This is a genomic window from Pseudomonas koreensis, from assembly GCF_025447595.1.
GTDB classification, from domain to species: Bacteria; Pseudomonadota; Gammaproteobacteria; order Pseudomonadales; family Pseudomonadaceae; genus Aquipseudomonas; species Aquipseudomonas koreensis_H.
In genome coordinates this window covers 102,501-115,388 of record NZ_JAOEJU010000009.1, presented here as the reverse complement: position 1 = coordinate 115,388, position 12,888 = coordinate 102,501, and the positions used below count along the sequence as shown (strand labels likewise).

Genomic DNA, 12,888 nt, shown 5'->3' with positions numbered 1-12,888 from the left:
AGTCTTACAGAGTGAGTCTGCCGGCTCAGTCCTTGGCCAACACCCCGTCGATCACCGCACCCCGGCAACCGGCAAACATGTCCAGATCCGGCTGGTAGACCTTGCTCTGCACTTCCAGCAGACCGAGCATCGAGTGGAACAGATTGTCCTGGCTCAGCGGCTTGTCGCGGCTCATTTGCAGGCAATGAGTGTCGACCGAGTAGGACTTTTGATAGCTGTCGGAGAACCACGCCAGCATCGCCACGTGTTTCTGTTGTTCCGGCGCCAGCATGTAGGGCGTGCCGTGGAGGAACAGGTTGTATTCGCCGAGGGATTCGCCGTGGTCGGACAGGTACAACATGGCGGTATCAACTTTTTCCTGATTGCTGCGCAGCACATCGATCAGGCTCGACAACACATGATCGGTGTAGACAAGGGTGTTGTCGTAACCATTGACGATGCTCTCGCGACTGCAATTGTTCAGCGCGTTGCTCTCACACACCGGAGTGAAATGCTCGTACTCCTTCGGATAGCGCTTGAAGTACTCCGGGCCGTGGCTGCCCATCTGATGCAGTACCAGCACGGTGTCCTTGTCCAGGTGATCGATGAAGCTCTGGAGACCTTGCAACAGAATTTCGTCGCGACATTCGCTGTTGGCGCACAGCGCCGGGTCTTTCAGATTGCTGACATCCTGCAAGGTGACGCGATCGCAGGTGCCCTTGCAGCCGGACTGGTTGTCGCGCCAGATCACGTCGATCCCGGCACGTTTGAGCACGTCCAGCAGCCCTTCCTCATTCTTCGCCTTGCTGGCGTCGTAATCCTTGCGACCCATGTTGGAAAACATGCAAGGCACCGACACGGCCGTTTCCGTGCCGCAAGAATGTACATCGGTGAAGGCGATCAGGCCGGCTTCCTTATTCAGTTTTGGTGTGGTGTCGCGGTCATAGCCGAGGATGCCGAAGTTCTCCGCCCGGGCACTTTCCCCCACCACCAGCACTGTCAGTGATTTGCGCGGATGGTTCTGCACGGCGGCGTTACGCTGGGCATCCTCGCCAATCTTGACGAACGGTTGCTGCGCCGAAGCGACCTGCTCCCGCAGATACCCGGCCGAGGCGCCGATGTAGTTGCTCGGCACCAGCATCAAGCGAATTTCGTGGTGATTGCGAAACAGCGACGACAACCCTTGGTAATTGGCCAGCGCAACGCCGCCAATGACTGCGACCGACGCGACACTCACAACAACTTTACTTAATAACTCGCGATGCCAACGACGATAATTGACTGGAACTTTCCACAACAACCAGGACGGCAAGACACCCAAAAACAAGATATAAGCCAGCAACTTCAAAGACAGCAGATCGCGAACTTCGGTGGCGTTGGTTTCGGCAAAGTTGCGAAACATGCCGGCATCGATCATTACACCGTATTGGCTCATGAAATAAGCCACGCCGGCACTGACCATGAACAACAACGTCAACACAGGTTTCAAAACAGGTCGAAACGCCAGCAACGTCAAGACGATGTTATACGCCGCGAAGATCATCACTCCGAACGCAATGCGCATGGCAATGCCCTTGCCGTCCGCAGTGGTGATGTCGAACAGATGTTGCCAGAGAACGAAATTGAATCCGGTCAAAAGAAAGGCGCTGGCAAACAACGTCACCCATTCCGGGCGCACGGCTTTTAACTTGAACATGGCGAGGTGCTATTTCCTTGAAAGAAGTGCCGTCGTCAATTGTGAAAATTTCATTGACTCAGACAACACAAACTTTAAGCAGGCAACCATCAATTTTTTGTGAAAAAGAAGCCAACGATTAGTTGCCCCATGAAATAACCATGAAATCTGCAGAGTATTTGAGAATGATTCAGCTGTGGTTCAGTCGCTGGCGACGAGGTCGCCGTATCGACCGCCCCGGTTCCAAGGTCTGAAGAGGGAAAACGTTCGCGCCAATGCCCGACCCGTCTGGATAAAGGCTTCTGGCCACCTTTTCCGGGTTTGATTGTGTACGTCGTGTTACTAAAACTTTCTGTCCCACAACTGACCGTGAAAAATCCTACAGGGCTTTCTCCTGGCACCATCGTTCCGTTACGATCATGCGCACACGTTTGCGCGGATTCGGCGCAAGGAGCACAGCGAGACAGAACGGATGCTGAACAGTAACTTGCTTAGAAAGCTCGACATGCAGGATCTCATGGTGTTTGTCGCCGTGTATGAGCAAAGCAGCGTCACCGATGTGTCAGAGGCGCTGTTCGTCAGCCAGTCCACCGTCAGTTACTGCCTGAAAAAACTGCGCACCAGCTTCGAAGACGATTTGTTCGTCAACACCCGCACGGGCATGCGTCCGACCTACAAGGCCAGCAGCATGTATGGCCATGTGCAGAAAATCCTCGAAAGCATCAACCTCTGCCACGCCGGCGCCCCGACCTTCGACCCGATGGCGCAACCGGTGACCTTCAACATCTGCGCCCCGGAATACTTCGAGCAACTGATTCTGCCGCGAATGTTGAAGCGCTTCGACTTCGATGACTTGCCGGTAATGGTCAACATGCACAAGTTCGAAACCGACGTGCCGGTCGAAGAGTTGCGCGACGGCAGCCTCGATCTGGTGATCTGTTTCGGACCGCACTTCCATCGCAGCCACGCCGACCTGAAATCAAGGATGCTGCTGGAAGATGATCTGGTCTGCGTCTTCGACAAACGCGCTACGCCGCTGGAGCCGCGCCTGAGCCTGCAAGCCTTCACCGAACGCCGGCATGTGTTCCCGACGCCGTGGACATCGACCACCAACATGGTCGATGGCTGGCTGGCGCGGCAGGCGCAGAAGCGCCAGATCGTCGCCCGCTCCAACAGTTACAGCGCGGCGTTGAAGATGATCACCGGCACCGATTTCATCCTGACCCTGCCCCGGCGCATTCAGCGCTTGCTGACCAACGACGCCGTGTTCAATCACTGCGAGGCGCCGAACGGCCTGCCGGGGTTCACCCTCGACATGCAATGGAGCCACAACGTCGATCAGGACAGCGCCAACCTCTGGCTGCGCGAGCAGGTCATCAAGACCTGCGCGGAGCTGGAAGCGGCCTGAGTCTTACACGCCGATGGCGGTCTTGTTGTAGGACTCACGGTCGATGTCGAGCAGTTCCACACTCAACTGCACCTCGACCCCGGCCGGCCATTCGCACAGGTCCTGCAACACTGCCAACAGGCTCTGCGACAGTTGCTTCTTGACCTCCGGGGAACGGCCGCTGAGCAGCGCCAGCCTCACCGCCACAAAGGCGCGCTCGTTCATGGCGGTGCCAACCTTGAAGGTTTCAACCTTGAGCGCACGGCTCTTGATATCGAACTCCGCCCCGAACTGACCGGAACCCACCAGCGTGTTGTTGAGCCGGATCAACGCCACATCGGCGTTCAGTTGCGGCAGATTGGCGGTGTATTCCAGGTGCAGGTGTGGCATCTCGGTGCTCCAGTGGTTCGGCGGAAAGGTCGTACATATAACACAGCAACGACTGACTCACGCCAGCGACGACATCACCGGCCGCTCACTCATGAACTGCTCCAGCCGCGAACGCAGCCAGCGCTCGGCCGGATCGCTGTCGACGTGGCTGAGCCAGACCATCGACAGGTCGAGGGTCGGGGTCTTGAACGGGAACGGCTCCTTGAACAGGAACCCGGAAGCAGCCATGGCTTCGGCGGTGTAGTCCGGCAGGCTGGCGATCAGATCGGTGCCGGCCAGCAGCGCCGGCAACGAACTGTACTGCGGCACCGACAGCACCACCTGGCGGGTACGACCAATGTCCGCCAGCCACTCATCGGCGTAGCCACTGACATTGGCGGTGTGGGAAACCAGCACGTGCGGGCGGGCGCAATATTCATCAAGGGTCAGCGGCGTGTCGGACTTGTCGGCGCGCAGGATGCTCGGCTGAATGTGCCGCAGCAGTTTGCGCTTGGCATTGGCCGGCAGGCCGCGGGTCTGGCTGATGCCGACGGTGATATCGCCCGCCGCCAACAGATCGGGAATCCGCCAGTAATCGACGTGTTGCACCACGAACACCACGCTCGGCGCCTCCTGGCGCAAGGCGCGCAACAATGGCGGCAGCAGGCCGAATTCGACGTCGTCCGACAGACCGATGCGAAAGGTCATGGTGCTGACGGCAGGATCGAAATCCCGGGTCAGGCTCAGCGCCACCGACAGCGAGTCGAGCGCGGGTTTGAGATGGCGATAAATGTCTTCGGCGCGGGCGGTCGGCTCCATGCGATGGCCGACGCGGATGAACAACGGATCGTTAAGCATGGTGCGCAGACGGTTGAGCGCCGAACTGATGGTCGGCTGGCCGAGAAACAGTTTCTCGGCGGCCCGGGTCACGTTGCGTTCGAGCATCAAGGTCTCGAACACCACCATCAGGTTGATGTCGGCCTTGCGTAGTTCATTGCGGTTCATCCATTGCCCCCCGTTCCCCAGATGGCGGCAGTGTAGAAAGGCCGTGGGGGCGGCGTCCATCGAAACGGTGCGTCATTGCACCGTCAAAGTCTTCAGCCCCAGGCCCATGATCCGCGAATCGTCGTTGATACCCAGCTGCCGAGGGCTGACGGCGTCCGGCAACTGCAATTCGATATCGAGTCCGTCATCGTTCCCGAGGCGTTGGTTGAGCGCGGCGCTGATCGGGATTTCCAGGCGATTGTCTTGAAACTGCGTCAAACGGGTATCCAGTACCTGTTGGCCATTCAGACTGACGATCACTCGCTGGCCGGGGTGCGTGGGCGATATGAAAGCCAACACGTCGATCACGATCGAACGCGCCGGCGGCTGCACCCGCAATTGGATTTTCGCCTGATGCCCTTCCGTCCATGTCCCCCAGCTTTCCGGCGTCGACCAGCCGCTGGCCAGTTGTCGATTGCGATAATTGAAGGTCAGTGTTTGCCCGGGACGAGTGAGGGGCGTGAGCAAAATCTGCTGCCCTTCATCAGGCACCCGCAGGCATTCGACGCAGCGTTTCCAGCCCGGCGCCAGCACCGCCACCCCGTCCACGCGCGTCAACAGATCGGTTTCACTGTTGATGCTCCGCGCGGCTTCGACCAGTGCATCGTCGTCCAGCAGGTACAACGAGTCGGCGTCGTACTGCCCCGAGTCGAGCATTCGCCGTGCATTCTGCTGTGCCAGCGCCAGTGCCGACGTGCTCATGCGCCCCAGATACACCGCATCGGTTTTCATCCCGTGGGTGGCTGCGAAACCGGCGATCATCTGCCAGCGATCGCTCTGGTTCTGCGGCATCAGGCTGCGCACATTGGCGTATCGCGCAGCAGCACTGGCCCAGAAAGGATCAGTCATCGGGCTGCTCCAGATTGATGACGGCGCCAGCGTTTTTCCCTGCCGAATGGCCATCCAGCCGCTACGGGTGTCGACAATCTGGATCAACAGCGCGACCGCGAGCAGACCGATGGCAATGCGTGGCCGGTAACCGCGTACCACCAGAAAAGTCAGGGTCAGGACGCCGGCATACAACACGGGCCAGAACATCCGCCCCGAAGCGCGAAAAATACTGGCCAGTGCAACGATTCTATCCGGCAGCGGATACTCGAACGTCAACGTGCCAATGCCTATTCGGTTCGACAGCGCAAACAGCCATAAACCGAGCATGGCCATCAGCAGCCATGGACGAGCACGTACTTCATCCTTCAAAAGCTGCCGGTTTCGCAACCCGGCAAAAAAAGCCAGCGGCACGAGCAACAGAACACCCGGGCCAAAATAGTTGAAGCCTTCGTAGTCCCCCTCTTCTTTCGGCAGACCGGGAAGGATTTGGGACCAGCCTGCCGGGTCGGCGGGCGACAGCAGGTTCATCCGGTACAGACCAAAGCCACTGGCTGCCGCGCCATCGGCAATGCTGAAGTAACCGACCTGCCAGCAACACACGCTCACCAGGGCGAAAAGCACGCCGCCTTCGATCAGCCCCTGACCCCGGGCCAATGACCGACTGAATGTCTTGCCCAACAGGTCCGCCAGCCAGATCAGCGCAACCATGGCCAGCAGGTAGGCATGCACCCCGGCCGTCACCGCGAGCAACGTGCCCCACGCCAGGCGACGACGTTGCAGATCAGGCAGCAACGCGAGGTACAGCGCCGCCAGAATCAGGAAATGGCCTGCCAGGGAAAGGTGCCCCACCAGGCGGAAAAACATCACCGGGGAAAACGCCAGCAGCCCGGCCCCCAGCAGGCGAATGACGGGATGCGGCGTCATCAACGCCAGCAGTTTCCAGCCAAACCAGGCTTGCAGGACACAACAGGCCAGCAGCCACAAACCGAAATACTGGAAGGTGTCGGGTAACCAGGCACTGAACGGCTTGAACAACAGCGCGAGCAGTGGATTGGAGTCGGAAAAAATGATCGCGCTGCCCAGTTCCAGGCCGTAAGACGGATTGAGCCCGAGCGGGAATGTCCAGGGCCCATGCCGGAAAAACGCCCAGCCCAGATAATGCGTGGCCGGATCGCCCTGCTCCAGCCAGGCGATGTTCTGCGGGTTCAGCGCTTGCGGCCCGACCACCAGAAAAAACACCAAGACACCCAGGAACAATGGCAGCAGGGAAAGTGCCGGGTGCTCCCGTGAATCCTTCATCGATAAGTCCAGAAGTTGTGCAGTACAAAGGTGAATGCCGGAATCGTCAGCGCCACGGCAACGATTCCGGCGAGATAATGCAGCCCGGCCATCTGCGCCGCCCAGGCCACGAACATCGCCAACAGAAAACCGCCGGCCGAAACCAGCATGAAACGCAGCAGGGTTTTACCGTGCAGTCGGGCCGAAAAGCTCCAGGTGGTGTTGATCACATAGGACACCACCGTCGCCACGATAAAGGCCACGCCGTTGGCCAGGGGTGGCTGGTGGCTGACGAAGTTGATGAACAGCACAGCCACCAACGCATGCAGCGCGGTGACGAACAGACCGGTCACGGCGAAACGCAGACCGCGCTGAATCAAGGCAGATCTTTCGGTGACCGTCACGGTTTGCGCGCCAGCACGAACACACTCAAACCGGCCAGGCGATTCATGCCCATCAACGGCAACTCAAGATTGCACAGGGTTTTCAGCAGCGTATTGACCAGCGGATGATGTTTTCTCAGTTGCGAACGCGGTGCCGAACCCCGAGCGCCGCCGGGTATCAGGCGCGACGCCAGCGCAATCGGGAAGACCGCGCCGAAGTAATAGACGCCCCGCTCCACCGTCAATCCGGCCTTTCGGGTGAGCGTTTCGAATTGCGCCAAAGTGTAGCGACGCTTGTGTTCGAGGAAATCATCGTGCCCGCTCCACATGAACTGGAACGCCGGCACGGTCATGAGGAAGCGACTGCCGGACGGCACTTTGTCGACGTAGGACCTGAGCAGAGCAAGGTCGTCATCGACGTGCTCCAGCACATCCATCAACAACACCAGATCAGCGTCCACGCTGTCGATCGAGCGACGGTAATGCACCGGTTTGCCGGCGGTGGTCGCGCTGGAGTCGGCCGGATAGCTGATGTCCACGCACCACGCTTCGCGCGCCGCCGTGTGGGTCAACAAATGGTGGGAAAAGAAGCCTGAACCGGCACCGACATCGAGTATTCGTTTGATTGGCGCGTCACCCAGCAAGCGGCGAGTGGCGGCCACTTTGGAGCAGTAATACCAATGCTCGCCGATGCTGTCGCCGAGGATGTCGGTCTCCTTGAGGTCCATCGGTCAGTCCTTGGGGTCGTAGATGCGGCGCACCAGGAAAACCGGCCGGCGCTTCGCTTCAATGTAGGTGCGGCCCAGATATTCGCCGAGCACGCCGATACCAATCAATTGCAGACCACCGAGGAATGTCACCGCGACCATCAGCGACGCATAACCCGGCAGATCGACACCGTACAGCAACGTGCGCACCACGATGAACATCGCAAAGGCGAACGACACCAGCGACACCAGCGCCCCCAGATAGGTCCAGATCCGCAGCGGCTCCGTGCTGAAACTGGTGATGCCTTCCAGCGCAAAATTCCACAGCCGCCAACCATTGAACTTGCTCCGCCCCGTCACCCGCTCCGGGCGCTCGTATTCGACTTGCGTTGTGCGGAAGCCGACCCAGGCGAACAGGCCTTTCATGAAGCGCCGGGATTCGGGCAAGGTCAGCAACGCATCGACCACACAACGGTCCATCAGCCGAAAATCACCGACGTTATCAGGTAGCGGCTGATCGGCAATCCGGTTGTGCAGGCGATAGTACCAATTGGCCGAGGTCTGCTTGGCCCAGGTGTCGTTTCGCCGGCTGATGCGGTGACCCAGTACAACTTCGAAGCCCTCCCGCCAGCGCTCGATCATCTGCAAAATGATCTCGGGCGGATCCTGCAGATCAACGTCGATCGGCACCACGATCTGCCCGGTGGAGATCTGCAGGCCGGCGGACAACGCCGCCTCTTTGCCAAAGTTGCGGCTCAGATCGACGACACGGATGCGCGCATCGCTTTCCTGGCATTGCAGCAACCGGGCAAGCGTCGCATCACCGCTCCCGTCGTTGACGAACACCAGTTCCAGGTCGATCAGCGCCTCGCGCTCGAACACCTGTCGAATGCGCAAGAGAAAGCCGTCGAGGCTGTCCTCTTCATTGAACACGGGAACCACCAGCGACAACTTCACCGGGCCCGCGTGTTGCGTTCCATACGGATGAGTCAATGGACTGCTCGTTTTTATAGTGTTTTTGTCGGTCGCCGAACGCTGTTCGACGCCATGAGCCGCACCATATTAAGCAGTACCCCGGAATGTCATGCAAGGGCGAAACAACGGCGTTCCGGCCAATCCAAAGGCCGATTCCTGCGCTCTGGCCCGCGCCTTTCAGAAACATTCACGAACGATTGGAAACAAATCCCCGATAGCCAAAAAGCCGGGCTCCGCTAGGCTTGCGTCGATGCGACACACCGGTTGTCGCACAAACACATCGCATGGAGCGAACCGAATGTATTTCGAGATTTACAGGCAATCCAAAGGCACCCCAAGCACCGGCAAGGGCCAATGGCGCTGGAGATTAAGGGCGGGGAATCACGAGACGGTCGCCAGTGGCGAATCGTATGTGAACAAGGCGGATTGTCTGCATGTGATCGAGTTGATCAAGGGTGTGCAGGGGGAGACGCCGGTCAAGGAGATCTAGGAACACTTCAAGACGCCGGGCTGCCTGCGAGCAAGGTCAGCCTGGCGCCTCAAGATGTTTGAGATGCTGTCTTTCAAAACCTTTCGGGTATGTGCTTGAACGGGTAATTGGATTCCTGATATCCGCTCGGCTTCTGACGCTTGGGCAAGACGACTTTTTCTCGTGCCACCTCTTTGTAAGGGATACGACCAAGCAGATCGGAAATGATATTGAGCCGCGCCCGACGCTTGTCGTTCGAATTGGCCACCAGCCATGGCGCGTATTCGGTGTCGGTCGCTTCAATCATCTCGTCCCGCGCCCTGGAGTAGTCATACCAGCGACTGTAAGACTTGAGATCCATGGGCGAGAGCTTCCAGATTTTGCGACCGTCGTTGATTCGCGCCTCCAGCCGACGGGTTTGTTCTTCCTGACTGACGTTCAGCCAGTACTTGAGCAGAATCACCCCCGAACCGACAACCGCTCGTTCCACCAGCGGCACGCTCTTGAGGAATTTGTCGACCTGTTTATCCGTGCAAAAGCCCATCACCCGCTCGACGCCGGCGCGGTTGTACCAACTGCGATCGAAGATCACTACCTCACCGGCCGCCGGCAAATGTGGCAAGTAGCGCTGCATGTACATCTGGCTCTTCTCGCGATCGGTCGGGGCCGGTAACGCGATGACACGAAAAACTCGCGGGCTGACCCGCTCGGTCAGCGCCTTGATGGTGCCGCCCTTGCCCGCACCGTCACGGCCTTCGAAGATGATGCAGATCTTGATGCCTTCGGCCTTCACCCATTCCTGCATTTTCACCAGTTCGATATGCAGGCGGCGCAGCTCGGCCAGGTAGTCCTTGTTCGACAGTTTTGTATGTTCGTCAGGCTTTTCTCGGGGCGAGTCTTTCTTCTTTCCCTTTGCCATGACCAGACCTCTAGATTGAAAGTGGCTGCCAGGGCCCCCTGGCATCGCATGACCTGGAAACGGAAAGTTTAGCCATTTATCGCAAAACGCAAGTAAACGGCGGGATTGCGCGGGCAACGTACTTATTGCAAAAAAGACTGTGCCGGATTTTGACGGAACGCCATTAGCGAACCATTCTCCATCACGGTGCAGCATCCAATGCTCGCCGTTGACACCTCGACTGTTTCACACCTGCCACTCGATGTGGGGAAGAGGTAATGCACACTTCGCTGTTTTATGCCGTGTCAGTCATGCTCACCCTGAGCGTTGCGCCCGGGTTGGCGCAGGCTGCGGATCCACCCCCGGCGCCCGCCACTCAGGCAGCGGCCACCAATCCTGCCGCCGCCCCGGCCAAAGATGCCGTGTTTACCCAGGAACAGCTGGATCAGATGCTGGCGCCGATTGCGTTGTACCCGGATCCGTTGCTCGCCCAGGTGCTGATGGCCACCACTTATCCCGGAGAAGTCGCCGAGGCTGTCACCTGGTCCAAAGCCCATCCGGACGCCAAGGGTGATGATGCCGTCAAGCAAGTAGCGACCCAGACATGGGATCCGAGCGTGCAGGCGCTGGTGGCGTTTCCACAGGTATTGGTGACACTGGGGCAGGACCCGGTCTGGGTACAACGTCTGGGGGATGCCTTTTTGGCGCAGCCTGACGATCTGATGGCGGGCGTCCAGCGCTTGCGGCATCAAGCCCAGGCGGCGGGCAACCTGCAAAGCAATCAATATCAGAATGTGACGGTACAGAACGTCACGGCACCTGCACCTGCACCTGCTGCCTCGACTTCAACACCCTCCAACTCCGCCGCCAGCCCCTCCACCATCATCATTCAACCGGCCGATCCGCAGGTCGTGTACGTCCCGACTTATAACCCGACCACCACTTACGGCACCTGGCCGTATCCGGCCTCGCCACCGGTTTACTACCCTCCACCACCCGCTTATTACCCTGGTCAGGCATTGGTTGCCGGATTGGCCTTCGGGACTGGCGTGGCCATCGTCGCGTCGTTGTGGGGGAATTGTGACTGGGGCAACAACGACATCGACATTGATGTGAACCGTTACAACAACATCAACGCCAACAACCGGATCACCAATAACCAGAACAAATGGCAGCACAACACCGTGCATCGAGATGGCGTGCCTTATCGAGACAACCGCAGCCGCACCCAGTACGGACGGCAACTGGACGGTGCAGCTCAGCGCGAAGCCTATCGCGGGGACAACGCGCAACGTGCGCAGGCCCGGGAGAGAGCTCGCAGTTCGATGGACCGGGCCGGTTTCGAACGCCCCGCCACCAGCAATCAGCAAGCCCGCAATCAGGTTCGCGAAGCGCAATCCGCCAATGCCGGCAACCGGATGCAAGGAGGCGCAGACAGACCCAGGACGGTCGACCGCGCTCAAGGCAACGCTCGCGATGCCCGGCAGAACGCAAACAACACGCGGGAGGCCCGGCAACCCGGCGCCAATCAGCGTGAAGCGCGCACGCCTCAAGCACGCCAGACGCCGCAAACCCGGCCTGCCGCAGGCAGTGCGCGCAACAACGCCTTCGCCGGCGCCCGCTCGCCATCGCAAACCCGACTACAGGCTGACCGAGGCCGGGCCAGCCAGATGTCCGCGCAACGCCCCAATACCTCGCGTGCCGCCGGACATCAGATCAACCGGCCATCCGGCGGGGGCATGCGTCAGAGAGGAGGTGGCCGTCGATGAGCATCCATTCTCTTGTTAAGGGCTGTCTGACCATCGCACTTGGCCTCGCGTGGTCAAGCTTTGCCATGGCCCAGCAGACATTTCCAACCCCGGAAAAAGCCGTCGAGGCCTTCGTCGAAGCCCTCGGAACAGAACACGCCGACCAAAAGCGTCTGACTGAACTGCTGGGCGAGGAATGGCACAGCTTCATTCCCCGGGAAGGCGTGCAACGCAGTGATGTCGATGCCTTTTTGCAGCAATACCGCGAGCAGCACACTCTGGAAAAATCCGGCGACAGTAAAGCCGTGCTTTCCGTAGGACCCGATCACTGGACGCTACCCATTCCTCTCGTCAAAGGTGCATCAGGCTGGCACTTCGATATGAAGTCTGCCCGAACCGAAATTCGCACCCGACAAATCGGCCGCAACGAACTGGATGCCGTGCAAGCGGTACGGACCTATCACGATGCACAAATGGACTATGCCTCGGAGGATCGCGACGGCGACGGCGCACTCGAATACGCCCAGAAAATAATCAGCTCACCCGGCAAACATGACGGACTCTACTGGCCGGACGACGGCACCGATCAGATCAGCCCTCTCGGCCCGGCATTCGGCCAGGCCATCAACGACGAAGACTGGCACGGCTACCACTTCCGCATCCTCGACGCCCAAGGCCCCTCCGCACCCGGCGGCGCCTACAGCTACCTTATCGGCGACAAGATGAGTCGGGGATTTGCGCTGATCGCATGGCCGGCGAAATATGCCGATACCGGAGTGATGAGTTTCATGATCAGCCACGAAGGGCAGGTGTTCGAAAAGGACCTGGGGCCTGACTCGGAGAAGGTTGCGAAGGCGATGAAGCGCTTTGATCCGGATGACAGCTGGAAGGAAGTGAATCCGGAGCAGAAGTAGCTAGTGTTTCGAGCTACGAAAGATCAGAAACGAAAAAGCCCCGTAGCTTCTCAGCTACGGGGCTTTTTCTATGTATGGCGGAGAGATAGGGATTCGAACCCTAGGTACCGGTGAAGGTACAACGGATTTCGAATCCGTCCCATTCGGCCACTCTGGCATCTCTCCAACGGCGCGCATCATAACAACACTTTTATCGAAAGCAAACCCTCTTTCGAAAATTTCTCCGTGCTA

The 12,888-nt window shown here is 59.0% G+C and carries 12 protein-coding genes and 1 tRNA gene; 4 read left to right on the top strand and 9 right to left on the bottom strand.

What is annotated here, in order from left to right; translation table 11 throughout:
• Positions 1-25 precede the first annotated feature (25 nt).
• Positions 26-1,675, bottom strand: a complete 1,650-nt coding sequence (locus N8H71_RS13745; protein ID WP_262194399.1) for a phosphoethanolamine transferase — start codon at positions 1,673-1,675, stop codon at positions 26-28.
• A gap of 451 nt (positions 1,676-2,126) precedes the next feature.
• Here N8H71_RS13745 and N8H71_RS13740 point away from each other — a divergent pair, with 451 nt between their 5' ends.
• Entirely contained in the window at positions 2,127-3,062 is a 936-nt protein-coding gene (locus tag N8H71_RS13740; protein ID WP_085605584.1) for a LysR family transcriptional regulator, read from the top strand.
• A gap of 3 nt (positions 3,063-3,065) precedes the next feature.
• Here N8H71_RS13740 and N8H71_RS13735 read toward each other — a convergent pair whose 3' ends face one another.
• The 6 genes from N8H71_RS13735 to N8H71_RS13710 form a co-directional block, all read right to left on the bottom strand.
• Positions 3,066-3,431 carry a 5-carboxymethyl-2-hydroxymuconate Delta-isomerase gene (locus tag N8H71_RS13735; RefSeq protein WP_262194398.1) on the bottom strand — a complete coding sequence of 122 codons (366 nt, stop codon included), beginning with the start codon at positions 3,429-3,431 and terminating at the stop codon, positions 3,066-3,068.
• Positions 3,432-3,488: 57 nt separating this feature from the next.
• Positions 3,489-4,415 carry a LysR substrate-binding domain-containing protein gene (locus tag N8H71_RS13730; protein ID WP_085683118.1) on the bottom strand — a complete coding sequence of 309 codons (927 nt, stop codon included), beginning with the start codon at positions 4,413-4,415 and terminating at the stop codon, positions 3,489-3,491.
• A gap of 72 nt (positions 4,416-4,487) precedes the next feature.
• Complete coding sequence (locus tag N8H71_RS13725; RefSeq protein WP_262194397.1) at positions 4,488-6,584, bottom strand: DUF6311 domain-containing protein; 2,097 nt, start codon at positions 6,582-6,584, stop codon at positions 4,488-4,490.
• The gene (locus N8H71_RS13720; RefSeq protein WP_347710520.1) at positions 6,581-6,967 is read right to left on the bottom strand and encodes a GtrA family protein; all 387 of its coding nucleotides are present in this window, start codon (positions 6,965-6,967) and stop codon (positions 6,581-6,583) included. The genes N8H71_RS13725 and N8H71_RS13720 overlap by 4 nt, the downstream gene beginning before the upstream one ends.
• Positions 6,964-7,674 (bottom strand): class I SAM-dependent methyltransferase, encoded by a 711-nt coding sequence (locus tag N8H71_RS13715; protein ID WP_262194395.1) that lies wholly within the window; start codon positions 7,672-7,674, stop codon positions 6,964-6,966. Before N8H71_RS13715 ends, N8H71_RS13720 begins: the two co-directional genes overlap by 4 nt.
• 3 nt (positions 7,675-7,677) lie before the next feature.
• The gene (locus tag N8H71_RS13710) at positions 7,678-8,646 is read right to left on the bottom strand and encodes a glycosyltransferase family 2 protein (RefSeq protein WP_262194394.1); all 969 of its coding nucleotides are present in this window, start codon (positions 8,644-8,646) and stop codon (positions 7,678-7,680) included.
• 280 nt (positions 8,647-8,926) lie between these two features.
• Here N8H71_RS13710 and N8H71_RS13705 point away from each other — a divergent pair, with 280 nt between their 5' ends.
• Positions 8,927-9,118, top strand: coding sequence for a YegP family protein (locus tag N8H71_RS13705; RefSeq protein WP_007958030.1), 192 nt, complete (start codon positions 8,927-8,929; stop codon positions 9,116-9,118).
• A gap of 73 nt (positions 9,119-9,191) precedes the next feature.
• Here N8H71_RS13705 and ppk2 read toward each other — a convergent pair whose 3' ends face one another.
• Positions 9,192-10,016 (bottom strand): polyphosphate kinase 2, encoded by an 825-nt coding sequence (gene ppk2 / locus N8H71_RS13700; protein ID WP_262194393.1) that lies wholly within the window; start codon positions 10,014-10,016, stop codon positions 9,192-9,194.
• A 257-nt stretch (positions 10,017-10,273) separates the two neighbouring features.
• Here ppk2 and N8H71_RS13695 point away from each other — a divergent pair, with 257 nt between their 5' ends.
• Complete coding sequence (locus N8H71_RS13695) at positions 10,274-11,764, top strand: DUF3300 domain-containing protein (protein ID WP_262194392.1); 1,491 nt, start codon at positions 10,274-10,276, stop codon at positions 11,762-11,764.
• A complete protein-coding gene (locus N8H71_RS13690) occupies positions 11,761-12,657 on the top strand; it encodes a DUF2950 domain-containing protein (protein WP_262194390.1) in 897 nt (298 codons plus the stop codon). Before N8H71_RS13695 ends, N8H71_RS13690 begins: the two co-directional genes overlap by 4 nt.
• A 75-nt stretch (positions 12,658-12,732) precedes the next feature.
• On the opposite strand, the gene N8H71_RS13685 is transcribed toward N8H71_RS13690, so the two are convergent.
• A tRNA-Ser gene (locus N8H71_RS13685) sits at positions 12,733-12,822 on the bottom strand.
• Between the last annotated feature and the right edge of the window lie 66 nt (positions 12,823-12,888).